Source organism: Roseibium sp. Sym1 (assembly GCF_027359675.1).
In the GTDB taxonomy this organism is placed as follows: domain Bacteria; phylum Pseudomonadota; class Alphaproteobacteria; order Rhizobiales; family Stappiaceae; genus Roseibium.
Window position 1 is genome coordinate 43,520 of sequence record NZ_CP114790.1, and the last position, 16,392, is coordinate 59,911.

The window sequence follows — 16,392 nt, forward strand, 5'->3', positions numbered from 1 at the left end:
GTTGAAATGCTGGCACTTTGACGCTTGCACTACGACAAAGCTGACTGATTGAGAAAAGTCCGTCTACACCTCTTGAAGCTCTAGCTACTAGAGAGACTATCTTGTAGAGCGAAAATGCAAGAGGTCGAAAATGACTATTACCCCCGACAGTTCAAATCTGATAACCCGTTTCCGAGTCGAGGGCATGGATTGTGCCTCGTGTGCGTCAAAGATCGACACCGCTTTACGCCGCTTGCCCGGCATCGGGGAGGTGGCCGTGTCCGTGCCTGGAGCAAGTTTGGTGATCAGCCATGACGGCACGGTTTCCGACAATCAGGTCATGCAACGAGTGAGACGCCTCGGCTACGGCATCACGCCGTTTGACGAATCCCCGGCCTTAAGGGACGTAGACCCCGAGGCGCCGACGGTAGAAGCCGTTTCGCGGAACCATGCGAGCCACAACACAGAGCGGCCATGGTGGCGGACGCGCAAGGCCTTGCTGACGATGGCCTGCGGCATTCTCCTTGTCGCCGCTTTTTCTATCGGGCGACTCATACCGGCAGCGGGGCCCTGGGTTTTCCTGCTGGCCATGCTAGTCGGCCTCGTCCCGGTGGCGCGCCGTGCGTATGTGGCCGCGACCTTGGGCAGCCCGTTTTCAATCGAAACGCTGATGACTGTAGCGGCGGTTGGAGCGGTGCTGATTGGGGCCACCGAGGAAGCTGCCGTTGTCGTCTTGTTGTTTCTGGTCGGTGAGATGCTGGAGGGCGTTGCCGCCGGGCGTGCGCGCGCGAGTATCGCTGACCTCGCCGATTTGGTGCCGAAGACTGCCCAACTCGAACAGGGCAATGCGATCTCGGAAGTGCCCGCAGATAGTCTTTCGGTTGGCGACGTCATCGTTGTGAGGCCAGGCGATCGAATTCCCGCAGACGGGAAAATCCTTGAGGGTTCGTCCGAGATAAACGAGGCGCCGGTTACCGGCGAGAGTGTGCCCGGGCGGAAGGCGGAGGGTGACATGGTTTTTGCTGGCACGATCAGCATTGACGGAGTGTTGCGCGTCAGGGTCGCCGCCACCGCCGAGGACAATACGATCGCCCGGGTGGTCCGGCTGGTCGAGCAGGCGCAGGAAAGCAAGGCGCCGACCGAGCGGTTCATTGAGCGTTTCTCGCGCTACTACACGCCAGGAGTTCTTGTCCTGGGAGCGTTGATTGCGTCGGTGCCGCCGGTCTTGGCCGGCGCCGACTGGAGCGACTGGATCTACAAGGGGCTCGCCATTCTCCTGATTGGCTGCCCTTGCGCCCTGGTCATTTCCACCCCTGCGGCGGTTGCCGCCGGTCTGGCGAGCGGGGCCCGGCGCGGCCTGCTGATGAAAGGCGGCGCCGTGCTTGAGGGTTTTTCAGCGATAACGGCGGTGGCTTTCGACAAAACCGGAACCCTCACAGAAGGCCGGCCTGTGGTTACTGACATCAGGTCGTTTGGGAGCAGCGATCAGCAGTCGCTGAGCCTTGCAGCCGCGTTGGAGCAAGGATCGAACCATCCGCTTGCTCTCGCAATTCTGCAAAAGGCTGACTCCGAGAAGGCACCCATTCCGCCTGCAACCCAAGCACGCGCGGTTCCCGGAAAGGGCGTCGAAGGTCGAGTCGGCGGTGTGTCGGTTTTTCTTGGATCCGCGACCGCTGCTCGCGACCGGGTCAGCATGACTGACAATCAGATTGCGGTTGCCGATGCGTTCAATGCCGAGGGCAAAACTGTTTCAGTGCTGCTTGTAGACAACAAGGTTTCCGCTCTTTTCGCCATGCGTGACGAACCAAGGACAGATGCGATAGACGGTCTCGCTTCCTTAAAGGCGCGGGGAATTCGCACGCTGATGCTGACGGGTGATAACACCCGAACGGCCACGGCAATTGCAGACGCGCTCGGCATCGAGCCGCGCGCGGACCTTCTACCGCAGGACAAGCAACGGATCGTCGATGAACTACGCGCGGACGGCCTAAAAGTTGCCAAGGTGGGAGACGGCATCAACGACGCGCCGGCTCTGGCCGCCGCGGATATCGGTATCGCCATGGGAGGCGGCACGGATGTGGCACTTGAAACTGCCGACGCAGCCATATTGCATGGGCGGGTGATGGACGTTGCCCAGATGATAAGCCTGTCTCATGCGGTGATGAGGAACATTAAACTGAACGTGGGGATGGCTCTGGGCCTGAAAGCGTTGTTTTTGGTGACGACCGTCGCAGGTGTAACCGGTCTTTGGCCAGCAATCCTTGCCGACACAGGCGCAACAGTACTCGTCACCGCAAATGCTATGCGGCTTCTGGCATGGAAAGGGGAAACCTGAACTCGAGCGAGCTGGAGCTGGATGCGCTGCATTTTGGACGACTGAATCAGCTCTAACCGATATTGTCTAGACTAAATAGGCGCCATGCAGGATATCAGACCAATCAAAATCGCCGAAGAAAACTTTGCGACATAACTGTATCTTTGGCCATCGTCAGGTGCTTGGTGGACTTTGACGACCCAGAATAGTTAAGCAATCGTAGCCAAAATTGATCGGGGTTTTTCAGCACCACTCGTTGACTTGGGATTCTGAGTCGGTCCACCAAACTGGGATTGCAGGTCTTGCCGGTTAGGAAAAATGATTAACTACGCACGTTTTATGAGGCCGAAAAAGGTTTAACTACGAGCGAAATGATTAGTCCAGACAATGATTACGAAAGTCTATCAAATCAGCGAGTTTTGCTGATCGATACCGTGCGAGGTATCGCTATTTTTGGCGTTGTGCTTTTTCATATTGTTTGGGATCTGGAGTTTTCGGGATTAATCGACGGATTCGCGTTCCATCCTGTATGGCTTGCATTCGGCCGCTTGCTCGCCGGAACCTTCATGTTTCTGGTCGGCGTGAGCCTTGTCCTTGCGCACAAAAAAGGGCTCAAGTTTAGCAGATTTGTAAGACGTGTGACGATGATCGGTGCAGCTGCGATTTCGATTTCATTGGTCACGTGGATCGCGTTTCCGCAGACTTACATTTTTTTCGGCATCTTGCACGCGATTGCGGTTTCTTCTCTTTTTGGTGTTTTATTTCTAAATTTGCCCGCCCTGCTCTCACTAATCTCGGGAACCGGCTTACTCATCCTGCCGCAGTTCGTAAAATTGGAACTGTTCAACACCCGGTGGCTCGCATGGATTGGCGTGTCTAGTTCCCCCCCACCCAGCAACGATTTCGTTCCAATTCTGCCATGGGCCGGATTGACCTTGATCGGCATTTTTCTAGCCAAGATTATTTATAACAAAAACGGCGATTCACGCTCATTTCCTGATCTGCACAATACCAAACTGACCAGGATCCTGTCTTGGATGGGGCGAAACAGTTTATTGATATACTTGGTTCACCAGCCATTGCTCCTCGTTATCATTCTGCCCGTTGCGCGAATGCTTCGCTAAGGCCGAGGCTCCGATTACGTCCTTCACAACACCAAAAAGTCATTGCTGCGACAGCAAAGGTCTGTATGGGTCGGACAGTGCTGCCTTTGGTCTGCTAACCGGTACGGCGCTACTCGATGTTTTCCTCGCGAGGAATTCAGCTCCCTTTTCCAAAAGAACATTTCGAAACCTAGAGTGCATTCCACCGTCGGCGTAAGAACTTACGATATTGCCGCCCCCTTCCCGAAGTTGTTCAACTGAGCTTAGGTCAGCAGCGATCTTTTCTGAAACTTTTTGCGGTGGTGGTTCCAACTGCGGGCACTGTCCAAGGGGGCCGTAGTCAGCTCCTGGGTTTTTTGCTGCGCCAAAACGATATCTTCCTTCACAAAACCGGAATTCTGGCGGACGCCGCAGGACTTCGAACGTGGTGGAAGCTTCTTTGAGATCCAGCCAGAAACTGAGGTTTGGATTGTCGTAGTGCCTCGCAAGATTTTCAGGTGTCATACGAAAAGGGAGTGATTGCACCTGCACGGAAGGTTGCCCGGCGCGCAATGCGTCCCGAACTAGAGCATACACTTCGGTGATTTGCTCGTCTGTGATTGCGAAGCACCCGGAAGACGAGCAGGCTCCGTGGACCATGAGCGCAGTTCCAGAGTAACCCTTCGCGCGTTCAAGTTTGTTCGGATACCCCAAATCAAATGAAAGGAAATACTTGGAGTTGGGATTAAGCCTCCCCAGCGTGACTTCATATATGCCTTCAGGTGCCTGGCGATCACCCTCGGCTCGTTTGGGACCCAGATCGCCGGACCAACGACACATCTCGTATGTTTTTAGAAGAACATAATCACCGGCGCGCCTTTTTTTCCAAACCTCAAGCTCACTTTCCTGTTTGAAAATTCGGATGAAGACGGGATCTGATCCCTCGACCCCTTTGTTGCGCATCAACGCCTTGACCTCATGTGGAATTGCAATTTCTCCGCGCGATTCCATTTCAATTGACGAACCTACACATCCCGCGAGCAGAAGCATGAAAATTGTCATGCTCACACTCAGGATCCTACGGGTGAATTGTGCCGGTTCAAATATCTCCGGACGCATAACTACCTGACATTTCGCTAGAATACTCGCATCTCAGGAGGGCAACGTTCATTGTTCGGTTTCCTCGCAATAGGAATCGTTGAGGTCTTCTGGTTCTCTCGCAACACGGACAGAACAGAGCTGTTACAAATACGAGCACATCGACCGTACATTTGATTGTCTGGAAAAGTGGTTATTTTTTGTTTTTGACACTAGGGAGTTCTTAATCCCTTTTGCGCACCTTCAAAATATTGCGATACACAAGCCAAACCAAAGGTGCGAATACCCCTAGCGCGACAACGCTAAGCCAGCCCCAATTACTTTCTACGGACTCTACTATCGCAACACCAAAGGCATACGCACCTATCCACCAAACAAAGGCGAATGGGCACATAACCCAAGTTAACCAATAACTTAGATTGTTTAGGTCTTTCGGTTGCTTTCCCTCCCCTGTTCTCGCACATGTTTCCCGTTTTCTCGGGACGGCAATGGTTGCGAAGAGAGAACCGCGCGAGGACAGCCTGGAATGGCTGGAAAAGACGTATCCGACCGAGGCATCGGTGCGGACGCTGTTCGAGCGGCTCGTCTGGCCGGACGGCGCGCACTGTCCGCATTGCGGCTCGCTTGATGTCTGGCGTTTCCGGAACAAGGGACGTTCGTCCCGTGACGGTCTGTTCGAGTGTCGGCATTGCCGGGGGCAGTTCACCGTTACGACGAAGACGCCTATGCATGCCACGAAGCTGCCGCTGCGGACCTGGCTAAAGGCGCTACGTGACGCTCATATCCTCGAAGGGCATCTCATCCGTCATGCTGGCGAAGCAGATCGGCGTGAGACAGCCGACGGCCTGGAAGATGGCGCACGCGATCCGGGAGATGATGGACGACCGGGACGGCCGCGACAGTCTGCTCGACGGGATCGTCGAGGTCGACACGACCTACATGGGCGAACCTTGATCCGCGATACAAACACGTCTATCGCCCGCGCGGAAAAGCGACGACGCGGCCGGACGTAGCCGTATCCGCGGAGCGTTGGGGGACGCGGCAAGGCGGCGTTCCTGTCGTCGTCAGCCAACAGTGAGCAGATCGGCCGCTTCATGGGGCGTTTCATCTCACCGGACGCCCACATCATGTTCGACGACGACAAGGCGATCGGCAAGGCGGCCAAGGACTTCAAGGCGCACGAAACGGTCCCTCACAGCAAGAAGCGGTACGTTCGCGGAAACGTTCACTCTAACACGGTCGAAGGCATCGCGGCCCTGTTGAAGCGGACGCAGTTGGGTGTCTATCGCCAGCTCAGCAAGCGCCATCTTCACAGGTATATCGATGAGATCGTGTTCCGGAAGAACCAGTGCCGGACGATCGAGACAATCAATCAGAGGGACGGCACCGTGCGGGTACAGATCTATCACCGCCCGTTCATCGATCAGCTCGAGGAACTCTTGGTAAGGGCCGTCAGGCGGCAAGTCAGGAGATCGGGCATCGGCGGGCTGGAATGGCCGATGCCGATAGCGCCGGGATACTCCGGGGCACCGTCAGCTTAAGTCCACTGCAAAATTCACAATGCCTCTCGACGCTGCCATGGATAGCGGCAATTCTGGAGAAAGGAGTATTTTGCATGTGGACATTACCGACCTACCTCATTGCCGCGTTCGCCGAGATCGGCGGCTGTTTTGCTTTCTGGGCATGGCTGCGTCTCGACAAGTCTCCGCTTTGGCTTGGGCCGGGAATTATCAGCCTCGCATTATTCGCATGGGCATTAACCAGGATAGATGCCGATTTTGCCGGGCGAGCGTATGCGGCTTACGGCGGCATATACATTTTTTCGTCGTTGATCTGGATGTGGGCCATTGAAGGCACCTTTCCGGATCGTTGGGACATCATCGGCGCCACCGTCTGCGTTATCGGCGCCGCAATATCGTTTTAGGACCACGCAGCGTCTGAGCGGGTGATTGATCCGACAGCTTGGCGTCGATGATGTCAAACTGAGACGAATCTGATTTCTTTCGGCTATGCCGTCTTATGAACCGACCATGGGAAAGCAAACCAGAACGACACTTTGTCAAATGTGAAAAGGAACTGCCTTTGTTTGGTGGATAGGAGCGTTAAACTAACCCACTCTTCAAGTGCGTCCATCGGCAATACCCAGCCAACGTATCGGTATTTTGCATTCGGCGTTGGAACTGTGTTGGATTGTTTTTCTAGGTCGGCAATGAAAGGTTTTCTGCAAGGGCTGTCTTTTTCGGTCGTTAGGCCCTTCTCAAACTAGTCAAATTGTCACGAGCAGCATCAGGCAGTCTGTAGTTGTTAGACGTATGCGGTGGAACATCGGTTGGTTGCAGTGATCCAATCAATAGGTTGCTCTGTCCTCAAAAAACTATCCGAAATATTCACCTGAATTGCCTCCTCGGTTTCTCTTTATGTTTTCGATTGTGAGGGTGCACGCCAAATCGTCCTGCAATTCAATTCAAGGATCATCAACGGAAGAATCGCAAGCATATCCGTTTGTTGCAGGAGAAAGATAAAATTTTAGACAAGTCCAATTAGATTTTTAGTAAAAAGAAATTCAAAATTTAGTATAAACTGCTCTTTATTTAAATTTATGTTTATTCAGAAGTTTTTCTTCAAATAAATTTCAATATGACATCGTAAAGCCAGCCTTAAGGGAGGGCTTTGGGATGAAAAGACTACACGATATACTTTTGCCAACAGCCTTTTTGGCGTTGTTGGTAACTTTTTCCGCGCCTGCGTCGGCCGATACCGGGCGCTTTATGGACATGAACCAAGACGTCAAAGCACCCATCGGATACGTACAGTTTTGCCAAGACAACATTGGTGCTTGTTCAAATGAGCGCTATGAGCCGGTCGTCGTAAAATTGACGGAAGAAAGATGGCTGGAATTGCTTGCGATTAACACGGAGGTAAATCGTCGTGTTCGGCCAATGACCGATGACGATCTCTATGGCAAACCAGAGTACTGGACCTACCCAGACGACGGATATGGAGATTGTGAGGAATACGTCCTTGAAAAGCAACGAGAGCTTCTAAATGCGGGATGGCCGCGCAGCACTCTGCTAATCACCGTCGCAAAGGACCTCCAGAATAGTGGTCATGCTGTGCTGACAGTCCGCACAAACTACGGGGACATGATATTGGACAACCAAGCAGAAACAGTTCTGCCTTGGTATTCGACGCCGTACCGATACATTAAACGTCAATCTCCGTATTCCGCCGCGCTTTGGACCGGGATTGACGACGCCCGCGTGACCACTGTTGCCAGCGTACCAAGGAAGTAAGGGTTTATTCTAGACGTCCTGGAGCCTTCCTTTGGGACTGCCGTCTTAGTTGATGCGCAGAAAAGTGAGGAATGAGCCCGCTGATTAGGCATCGGAATTAGCTGCGTTTTTACGGGCGCAGCTTCTTTGGACATCATGATCAGTTCGAAAAGCTGCACCTCCATTCAGGAGAAGCGTTTTTGCAAAGCGGAGTTCACGGCTTCTGATAGCAGTACAAGAACTATGATCGCCAGCGTCACTGTCGCTGCCTTGTCGTACTGAAACGAGCGGACGTAGGTCTGAACATAAAGACCGATGCCGCCCGCGCCGACGATGCCGAGGATCAGGCTCTCGCGCAAATTCAGTTCGAACCGGAAGACGGTATCGCGCAGAACCACCGGCGCCATTTGCGGCCAGATCCCCCAGCGCAGTTGCTGCAATCTGTTGGCGCCCGCGCTTTCCAGTGCCTTCACCGGTTCGGGCGAGACGGTATCAATCGCCTCGGCATAAAATTTCGCCAGCATGCCTGTTGCATGAAATGTCACTGCCAGGATACCGGGCAACGGACCGAGGCCGACTGCACCGACCATCAGCATGGCAACCAGGATCAGTGGAATTGCGCGCACAATCGCAAGCAGCGACCGGACGGGTCTCCAGATTGCCGGTGTAACCAGCGTTTCCGCTGCCAAAATGCCAAGAACGACGGAAAACAGGACGGCGAAGAAGGTTCCCAGAATAGCAATGCGCAGGGTCTCTGCCAAGCCTTGAAGAACTTCCGGCCATATGGACATGTTTGGCGGCAGCATACGGCCGAGGAATTCGCTCAGTCGCGCCATTGCACCGGGGAGCTTTTCCAATCCCATTTCTGCGCTTCCAAGAGACCATAAAAGCGCGGCGGCCAGAACCAACCAGGTCACGGCTCGTGACATTAGCTCACCACACGCAGTTCGGAGCCCGGTGCTGTCCCGTGATATAGCTCGGAAATGTCGGCTGCACTCACCTGAGCCGAAGGATAGTCGAAGAGGAGCTTGCCGTCACGCAGGCCAATGACGCGGTCTGCAAATCGCTGCGACAACTCCGGCTGATGCGAGCTGAAAACGACGGTAATGCCTCGTTTGCGGGCAGCACCTGTAATCAGGCCGAGAATCTTCTCGGCATTAGCCGGATCGAGATTACTGACAGGTTCGTCCGCCAGGATCAGTTTCGGCTCCTGGGCCAGACACCGGGCGATGGCGGTGCGTTGCCGTTGTCCGCCGGAGAGTTTGTCCGCGCGGCGCGCGGCCAGATCGATCAATCCGGTATCTTCCAGAACACCGGAGACGACAAGGTGATCGCGTTCACCGAAGCGGCTCCAGAGCGATTGCCAGGTCCGCATCCGGCCAAGCCTCCCGTTCATCACGTTCTGGTAAACGCTCAACCGGTCAACCAGCGCGAATTCCTGGAAAATGAAGCCGACGTCCGATCTTGCATTTCTCGGGGGAAGTGCTGTCGCGGAGTAAGGTGTCTCCAGAACTTCTGCCGTACCGCACCAGTTCCGCAACCGCCCGTCAAGAAGTGCCAGCAGAGTAGACTTTCCCGCCCCTGACGGCCCCAGAAACGCAACGCTTTCTCCCGCGTTTAGGGTCAGGGAAACGTTCGACAGGGCTGGATGCTCATCGAACTGATGCGTGACATTAGAGATAACTGCGGCGACACTCATTTCAGGAAACCATAGCGCCGAGCGGTTTCACGAACACCCTCGTAGACCTCCGGGTCGGCGGCAATGTAACCATCCGGTCCATAGAGGTAAGCCAGCAGATAACGGTTCTCCGGATTGTTCAGGCTAAGCATCACTTTAGTGAATCTTGCCCGCAACCCGCCCTCTAGGCCCGGGCGGGCGATCACCGCATGGCTCGGGATCTGTTCCGACTCGGCCAAAACTTTGACTTCTGCTTGTTGGTCCGGCGTTAAAAAGAGGTCTGCATATTGGCTTGCTCCGGCGGCATCGACCAATCCGTTTGCCATAGCCTGCATCGCCTGCTGGTATCCACCGGCAAAGAATTTCCTGCCGAAGAAACTGTCGGCATCCGCCGCGCCGGAAATTAGGCCCTCGCGGACAAACAGATCCAGCGGATAAATATATCCGGATTCCGATACAGGGTCGGCGAAGGCAATGTCACGGCCTTTGAGATCGGCGAGGGTTTCAATGCCGCTGTCCTTGCGGACGAAGACCCGTCCGGAGTAGCTGGGCTGACCCCGGTAGACTTCCGACAAAAGCGGTACGGCTCCGAGCTGATCTTCCGCGAGAACAAATGGTAGGGCGCCCATGAAGGAAATGTCAGCATCACCGTTACGAAGCGCCTCGACTGCGGCTGCATGGTCAAAAGTGACGAAACCGGTGACGGGGACACCCATTTGCTCCGACAGCCAGCCGGTGATGACTTTGATATCTCCCAGAAGCTTTTCCGGGTTCTCCTGCGGTATGAAGGCCAAGGTCAGCCCCGCCTCGGCGGCGAGAGCCGGCAGGGCGAGGCTGGCGGACGCCGCGGCCAAGAACGTACGGCGGTTCAGCATCAAAACATCCTCTCGTCAATTGCAGCCTGCATGGTCTTGAATTTTTTCCATTGCTGTTCCGCCTCGCCCCAGTCTCCTTCAGCGCTGGCATTGCCCACGGCCCTCAGTATCGCGCTGAGTTCATAGATTTCGGGTTTTGCCTCCTGGTTGGTCATCACGCTGGCGTCGGCTGCAAGATCCGGCGCAACCGTATCGATGAGCAACGCGATATTCTGAGCATCGCGGGCGGGCAGAAGTGTGTCCAGGGTTGACGCGAAAGTAGTCAGCTCTTCCCAGGACAGGCGGAAGACACTGTCACGGCCTTCAAAGCGCTGATAGGGCTCTTCGCCATCGCCGATGGCTTCCAGATACGCCGTCAGGTCCATTCGTTGCTCTTCGTCCAACCCAAGATTTCTGGTGTCGTTGAACCAATCGACAACGCTGGCCAGCGTCGGCAGCGAACCGTCATGCATATAGGGGGCGGTGAAGTTGATGTTGCGCAGCGTTGGCGTTTCGAAGGCTGTGGCTGTGCCTCCGGGGAAAGGCGGCTCTGAGCTGCCGATATCATGTGTCTGTCCATCCGTGAAATTCTGATCTGGCGTGTGGCAGGACGCGCAGGACTTGCCGTTTAGTCCGGGAAAAACAGTGTTGAAGATGGCTTCACCCTGCACTGCCGCTTCGGAGGCTTTGTCGGTCAACCGGCCTGCCCGGTCGATTTGCGGATTCGGCAGCCAGTCGAACTCACGGACATAGGCGACTAGCGCATCAAGCTGAAACGGGGTGGGCTCCTTGCCGGCGAATTCGGTAACAATCACGTTGCGGATGAAGCGGCGCAGACTGGGTTCCCTTCCGTCACGGCCATAAGGCGCGGTGAACCGTATACCGCGCATCGACGGCGTATCGAGGTGATCGTCCTTCCTGTCATTGAACATCGGATTGAAGAAAGCACCATCGACATCCATTCCCCCGGGGCGATTGCTGAGCCCCGGAATGAAGAACTCCCTGTTGATGTCAGATCTATTATGGCAGGTGGAACAGGCAATCCCAAGTTCCTGCGCAGGGCCGCCGAAGATCTCAGGACTGTCAAACAGCATGTCGCCATAAGCGACAAGCGGCAGGTTGGCCTCGTCTTCCCCGGCTTCCTCGAATTGAAGAATAAGGCGCGGTAGTTCGCTTTGATCGGCAATGTTTGACCCCGGAGGCAATGTTGCAGGCAGTTTCACTTCCCATCCGGAAAGGAAAACCGTTTCAGGAACAGGAGCCAGCTTGTCACGAGTTGCAAATTCTGCCGGCAGGTAGTTGGTGCTGATATAATCGGAAATATCTTTGCGGGCGTTTTCGAATTCTGCCTTGTTGCTCTCCTGTCCGCCTTGGCCCAGAACACCGCCACTACCAAGGGACGAATTCAGGACGAGCCATGCCCTGCCAAGCTGGCGGGCGGCGGGCTCATCGGCGGCGCGAATAGCATCTTCAAAGGCGCGGTAAAGCGTTTCGGCCTTGGCCAACTCAGTGGCTGCTTCTGGGGTTCCGAGCCTGGCATCCGCATTTTCCAGGTGACGCAGTATCCCTTGCGCAACGATGACCGTTGCTGCTTCAAACAGCGCCTGACGGTCCTGCACCTGAAGTGCCCTGTTAAGAGCAGCGGCTTCCTCGTCACTTGCGCGGGAAACCGCGGCATCCGGCAGTGAGCTGCCTGGAACGGCACGGTTCCAGCTGGCTTCGATTTTCTCCCAGGGGACTGGGGAAAGGTTACCCAGAAACAAGGTGTGCCGATAGGCGGCTGCACGTGGAGCCCAAGGGGCTTCTTTGATTGCGGTGGCTTGCGCGGTGCCCGGAACAAGGCAGATCACCGCGCTGGCAAGGAGATATTTCATAGCAACGCCTATTAAATTTAGCTCTGGCTAATTTTCTTAGGACATTCTAACGCATTGTCAAGTGGCAAAATTGGCGGCATACACAGTCACACTGAAAGCAAAGAGGATGTGCTCCATTCATGACCGGTCCTTCACCCAAGGCGTCCGATAGAAGTGTCGATGAACAGGCCAGCGGGTTTGAGGCTGTGCGCACCGCGCATCAGAATGAAATGGTCGAGGACTATGTGGAACTCATCGCGGAACTCATTCACCTGAACGGGTCTGCGCGCCCAGTCGAAATTGCCGAACGGCTCGGCGTTGCGCAGCCGACGGTATCGAAAAATCTCGCCAGGCTGAAGCGAGAAGGCCTTATCCTTCAGGAGCGCTACCGCGATATACGCTTGACCGAGGAGGGCCGCCAACTGGCGGACGCCTGCCGCAAGCGGCACAGGATTGTCGTTGATTTCCTGGTTACACTAGGAATTTCCGCGGAAGTGGCCGAGCAAGACGCGGAAGGTATCGAACACCATGTTAGTGATGAGACGCTAAAAGTGTTTCAGGATTTCGTGAAACAAAACGCACCTGATACCTATTGATGAGGATTCGAAGCTACAGTGAAGTTTCGTTAGGTTTCAGACCATAACCAGTCGCAGACGCTTAACGCGAGCCAGAGGGATGACAGAAAGTTACTGGCGTTGCAGTCATAGCACTTGGCGATGCTGCGAAACTCCTCGTGCCTGCCGAAGATCAGTTCGAAGTCGTTTCTGCCCGAGTATTGGTGCTGCGAGAAACACTTTCCAATTTTCAGCTTTTTGCTGCGGGTAGTTGTTTTGAGGTTTTTTAGAAACCCCCGTAAGATCGCACGCAATGTTTAGATGAGATAGTTGAGTGCGCAATCGCAATTGATTGGTTTTCAGTAAGCGGCGGCTGGACCCCACCTGTTCGCTTCCGTCTTGATGCTGGAATCCATACCCATTGTCGATTTGGGAATGGAGGCAGGTTTGGGAGTCCGTACCCCTCCGGTGAAGGCCGTCTTGCGGCTTTAAGCTGAAGACTGCCAGTCCTAGTGGTAGCACTAGGAGCAGTCATATGACGAAGCAGCATATTGAGGTGATCACGTCGGTAGAACGCCGTCGGCGATGGTCGCAGGAGGATAAGGAGCGGCTTGTCGCTGCCTGCCTTGAACCTGGAGTGAGCGTGTCGGAGGTTGCCCGGGCGGCGGGTTGCCATGTGAGCCAGCTTTTCCGGTGGCGCAAGCAGTTGTGCACGATCTCCGACGGCCGGGCGTCGACGGACCGCGCAACACCCGCACCTTCGCCTGCTGTGCAATTTGTCCCGGTGACGATATCCGATGCTGTTTCCTTGCCGTCGCCGGCTCAGCCCACGAAGCCTGCTCCGCCGCAACGTGCGCGTCGTAAGCCGAGCGTTGTGATGATCGAGTTGGGCCGGGGTAAACGGGTTCGGTTCGACAGCGACATCGACACGGAGGCCCTGGGGCGTATTCTCGATCTTCTGGAGCGGCGATGATCCCGGTCCCGAATGGTGTGAAGGTCTGGCTTGCGACGGGCCACACGGATATGCGCAGAGGCTTTCCCGGGCTGTCGCTGATGGTTCAGGAGACACTGAGGCAGGATCCGATGAGCGGCCACCTGTTCGTCTTCCGCGGCCGGAGCGGAGGCTTGATCAAGGTGATCTGGCACGATGGCCAGGGTGCCTGCCTGTTCACGAAGAAGCTGGAACGCGGCCGGTTCATCTGGCCATCGGCAGCCGACGGCACGGTGTCCATCACCCCAGCCCAGCTCGGATATCTGCTGGAAGGCATCGATTGGCGAATGCCGCAAAAAACCTGGCGGCCAAGCTCTGCCGGGTAGTGGAAAACGCTGGCGTGGCGGGAGCGAATATGATTCCCTCCCGCCATGCTCGATGCGGCCGAACACCTTCCCGACGACCTTGCCAGTGCGCACGCGATGATCCTCGCAGAGCGTGCGGCCCGCCGTGAAGCTGAGGCCCTCGCTGCCCGTGCCCAGGCGGTAAACTCGCATTCGGAGGCTCTGATCGCCCGGTTGAAGCTGGAGATCGAGAAGCTCAAGCGGGAGATCCACGGACACCGTTCGGAGCGCAAGGCCCGCCTTCTAGAGCAGTTGGAATTGCAGCTCGAAGAGCTGGAGGCCGATGCCGCTCAGGACGAGCTGGTGGCGGAAGCCGCGGCACGTTCATCGACCATCAAAGCGTTTGAGCGCAGACGTCCATCAAAGAAACCGTTTCCAGAGCATCTGCCGCGTGAGCGTGTGATTGTTGCCGCGCCGAAGAGCTGTCCATGCTGCGGATCCGCGAAGCTGGCCAAGCTCGGTGAGGATGTCACCGAGACGCTGGAAGTGATCCCGCGCCAGTGGAAAGTGATCCAGACCGTGCGGGAGAAGTTCAGCTGCCGGGAGTGCGAGAAGATCACTCAGCCGCCAGCTCCGTTCCATGTGACGCCGCGCGGCTTTGCCGGTCCGAACCTTTTGGCGATGATCCTTTTCGAGAAGTTTGCACAGCATCAGCCGCTGAACCGGCAGAGCGAGCGTTACTCGCGCGAGGGCATAGATCTCAGCCTGTCGACGCTTGCGGACCAGGTCGGTGCCTGCGCGGCGGCACTCAAGCCGGTCCATTCGCTGATCGAGGCGCATGTGCTGAGTGCCGAGAGGTTGCACGGCGACGACACCACCGTGCCGATCCTGGCCAAGGGCAAGACCGATACCGGCCGCATCTGGACTTATGTCCGCGACGATCGCCCGTTCGGCGGGCAATCTCCGCCGGCGGCCCTTTACTATGCTTCTCGCAACCGGCGCCAGGAACACCCCGAGTGCCATCTGAAGAGCTTCACCGGCATTCTGCAAGCTGACGCCTACAGCGGCTACAATCCGCTGTTCAAGGTGGACCGTGATCCTGGTCCGCTGACCCAGGCGCTGTGTTGGTCACATGCGCGCCGCAAGTTCTTCGTGCTTGCCGACATCACCACCAACGCCAGGCGCAGGAAGAACGCCGCACCGATCTCACCGATTGCGTTGGAGGCGGTCAAGCGCATCGATGCCTTGTTCGACATTGAGCGCGAGATCAACGGGCTCACTGCCGGCGAACGCCTGGAGCGGCGGCGCAGGGACGGCATCCCCCTTGCCGAAGGTCTTGAAGAATGGTTGCGGACTGAACGGGGCAAGCTGTCGCGCAGCTCCTCGGTTGCCGAGGCGATTGATTACATGCTCAAGCGTTGGGACGGCTTCATCACCTTCCTTCATGATGGCCGGATCTGCCTGACGAACAATGCCGCCGAACGAGCCTTGCGCGGCTTTGCCCTCGGCAGGAAGTCATGGCTGTTCGCCGGATCGGTTCGTGGAGCCGACCGCGCCGCCTTCATGGCGACGCTGCTCAACTCGGCGAAGCTCAACGACGTCGACCCGCAAGCCTGGCTTGCCGATGTCCTCGCCCGCATCGCCGAAACGCCTGTTTCCAGAGTCGAAGAACTGCTGCCCTGGAACTGGGAACCGCATACCCCGGCATCGGCACCAGCGTCATGATGCAGAACGAACAGATCGCCCGATTACACATCAAGCTTGATGACATCGAACCCCGGATCTGGCGCCGGGTTGAAGTTCCGCTTGCCATGAGTCTGAAGGGGCTGCACGACGTTATCCAGGCCGTCATGCTGTTCGAGGATTACCACCTTTTTGAGTTTGAGGCCGGTGGCAGGCACTACGATGTTCCCGACCCTGCCGAGGACTACGGCCGCAAGACCTATGCTGCGAAGAATGCACGCATCCGAACGCTCATCGACCGCGGCATCACCACGTTCGCCTATACCTACGACTTCGGCGACAATTGGCGCCACACTGTGGTCGTTGAATCTGTCGAGGCCGCCGATCCCGCATTCGAATATCCTCGCTTCCTGGAAGGCGAAAACCGTGCACCGCCGGAAGATGTCGGTGGAACCTTCGGCTTCGCGGACTTCCTGGAGGCGATGGCAAAGCCACGCCACCCGCAGCATCGCGAACTGGTGCAGTGGCATGGCGGTCGCTTTGAGCCGGGTGATATCAGCGTCGACCTGATCAACCAGCGCATCGCCAAGCTCGCTCGGCGCCGAGCACTCGGCAAAGCGGGCTTCGCAAAGAGCCAGAACCAACAACATTGATCGGAAACTGACCGCACCGCGGTCTACGCCGGATGCTTACGGGAGTCCATAGAGAGCTCCATATGGAGTCCGTATGCGGTTATGAGATTTTGCCGCG

Annotated in this window: 16 protein-coding genes and 1 pseudogene; 12 read left to right on the forward strand and 5 right to left on the reverse strand. The window is 56.3% G+C overall.

Translation table 11 applies throughout. From position 1 onward, the window contains the following. The first annotated feature begins 130 nt into the window (after positions 1-130). Together O6760_RS33145 and O6760_RS33150 are read left to right on the forward strand one after the other, a co-directional pair. Complete coding sequence (locus O6760_RS33145) at positions 131-2,314, forward strand: heavy metal translocating P-type ATPase (RefSeq protein WP_168693789.1); 2,184 nt, start codon at positions 131-133, stop codon at positions 2,312-2,314. A 350-nt stretch (positions 2,315-2,664) separates the two neighbouring features. Next, on the forward strand, positions 2,665-3,417 hold the full coding sequence (locus tag O6760_RS33150; protein ID WP_168693788.1) for a heparan-alpha-glucosaminide N-acetyltransferase: 753 nt from the start codon (positions 2,665-2,667) through the stop codon (positions 3,415-3,417). Between the two features lie 39 nt (positions 3,418-3,456). Here O6760_RS33150 and O6760_RS33155 read toward each other — a convergent pair whose 3' ends face one another. After that, the gene (locus O6760_RS33155; RefSeq protein ID WP_209171781.1) at positions 3,457-4,437 is read right to left on the reverse strand and encodes a L,D-transpeptidase family protein; all 981 of its coding nucleotides are present in this window, start codon (positions 4,435-4,437) and stop codon (positions 3,457-3,459) included. A gap of 524 nt (positions 4,438-4,961) precedes the next feature. On the opposite strand from O6760_RS33155, the pseudogene O6760_RS33540 reads away from it, so the two are divergent. From O6760_RS33540 to O6760_RS33175, 5 genes and pseudogenes are all read left to right on the forward strand, one after another. Continuing rightward, positions 4,962-5,162: pseudogene (locus O6760_RS33540) on the forward strand (transposase); the annotation flags it as partial. An 82-nt stretch (positions 5,163-5,244) separates the two neighbouring features. Beyond that, positions 5,245-5,427, forward strand: a complete 183-nt coding sequence (locus O6760_RS33160; protein WP_228933516.1) for a hypothetical protein — start codon at positions 5,245-5,247, stop codon at positions 5,425-5,427. A 101-nt stretch (positions 5,428-5,528) separates the two neighbouring features. Continuing rightward, complete coding sequence (locus tag O6760_RS33165; protein ID WP_269586499.1) at positions 5,529-6,014, forward strand: transposase; 486 nt, start codon at positions 5,529-5,531, stop codon at positions 6,012-6,014. A 74-nt stretch (positions 6,015-6,088) separates the two neighbouring features. After that, positions 6,089-6,397 carry a YnfA family protein gene (locus O6760_RS33170; protein WP_168693820.1) on the forward strand — a complete coding sequence of 103 codons (309 nt, stop codon included), beginning with the start codon at positions 6,089-6,091 and terminating at the stop codon, positions 6,395-6,397. A gap of 751 nt (positions 6,398-7,148) precedes the next feature. Next, the gene (locus O6760_RS33175; RefSeq protein WP_168693785.1) at positions 7,149-7,766 is read left to right on the forward strand and encodes a transglutaminase-like cysteine peptidase; all 618 of its coding nucleotides are present in this window, start codon (positions 7,149-7,151) and stop codon (positions 7,764-7,766) included. Positions 7,767-7,930: 164 nt separating this feature from the next. On the opposite strand, the gene phnE is transcribed toward O6760_RS33175, so the two are convergent. Genes phnE through O6760_RS33195 form a run of 4 tightly spaced genes read right to left on the reverse strand, consistent with a single transcriptional unit; the run spans position 7,931 to position 12,151 of the window. After that, complete coding sequence (gene phnE, locus O6760_RS33180; protein WP_269586489.1) at positions 7,931-8,662, reverse strand: phosphonate ABC transporter, permease protein PhnE; 732 nt, start codon at positions 8,660-8,662, stop codon at positions 7,931-7,933. Positions 8,663-8,673: 11 nt separating this feature from the next. Beyond that, positions 8,674-9,444 carry a phosphonate ABC transporter ATP-binding protein gene (locus O6760_RS33185; protein ID WP_168693783.1) on the reverse strand — a complete coding sequence of 257 codons (771 nt, stop codon included), beginning with the start codon at positions 9,442-9,444 and terminating at the stop codon, positions 8,674-8,676. Further along, positions 9,441-10,298, reverse strand: a complete 858-nt coding sequence (locus O6760_RS33190) for a phosphate/phosphite/phosphonate ABC transporter substrate-binding protein (RefSeq protein ID WP_168693819.1) — start codon at positions 10,296-10,298, stop codon at positions 9,441-9,443. Before O6760_RS33190 ends, O6760_RS33185 begins: the two co-directional genes overlap by 4 nt. Further along, positions 10,298-12,151, reverse strand: a complete 1,854-nt coding sequence (locus O6760_RS33195; protein ID WP_168693782.1) for a cytochrome c peroxidase — start codon at positions 12,149-12,151, stop codon at positions 10,298-10,300. The genes O6760_RS33190 and O6760_RS33195 overlap by 1 nt, the downstream gene beginning before the upstream one ends. Before the next feature lie 119 nt (positions 12,152-12,270). On the opposite strand from O6760_RS33195, the gene mntR reads away from it, so the two are divergent. The 5 genes from mntR to O6760_RS33220 all read left to right on the forward strand — a co-directional run bounded on the left by mntR (position 12,271) and on the right by O6760_RS33220 (position 16,295). After that, positions 12,271-12,726: a manganese-binding transcriptional regulator MntR gene (gene mntR, locus O6760_RS33200; protein WP_168693781.1), complete on the forward strand. Its 456-nt coding sequence runs from the start codon at positions 12,271-12,273 to the stop codon at positions 12,724-12,726. A gap of 493 nt (positions 12,727-13,219) precedes the next feature. Beyond that, entirely contained in the window at positions 13,220-13,657 is a 438-nt protein-coding gene (tnpA, locus tag O6760_RS33205) for an IS66-like element accessory protein TnpA (protein WP_209171777.1), read from the forward strand. After that, on the forward strand, positions 13,654-14,001 hold the full coding sequence (tnpB, locus tag O6760_RS33210; protein ID WP_209171776.1) for an IS66 family insertion sequence element accessory protein TnpB: 348 nt from the start codon (positions 13,654-13,656) through the stop codon (positions 13,999-14,001). Before tnpA ends, tnpB begins: the two co-directional genes overlap by 4 nt. 45 nt (positions 14,002-14,046) lie before the next feature. Beyond that, positions 14,047-15,684, forward strand: coding sequence for an IS66 family transposase (gene tnpC / locus O6760_RS33215; RefSeq protein ID WP_209171775.1), 1,638 nt, complete (start codon positions 14,047-14,049; stop codon positions 15,682-15,684). Next, positions 15,681-16,295 (forward strand): plasmid pRiA4b ORF-3 family protein, encoded by a 615-nt coding sequence (locus O6760_RS33220; RefSeq protein ID WP_209171774.1) that lies wholly within the window; start codon positions 15,681-15,683, stop codon positions 16,293-16,295. Before tnpC ends, O6760_RS33220 begins: the two co-directional genes overlap by 4 nt. Positions 16,296-16,392: the final 97 nt, after the last annotated feature.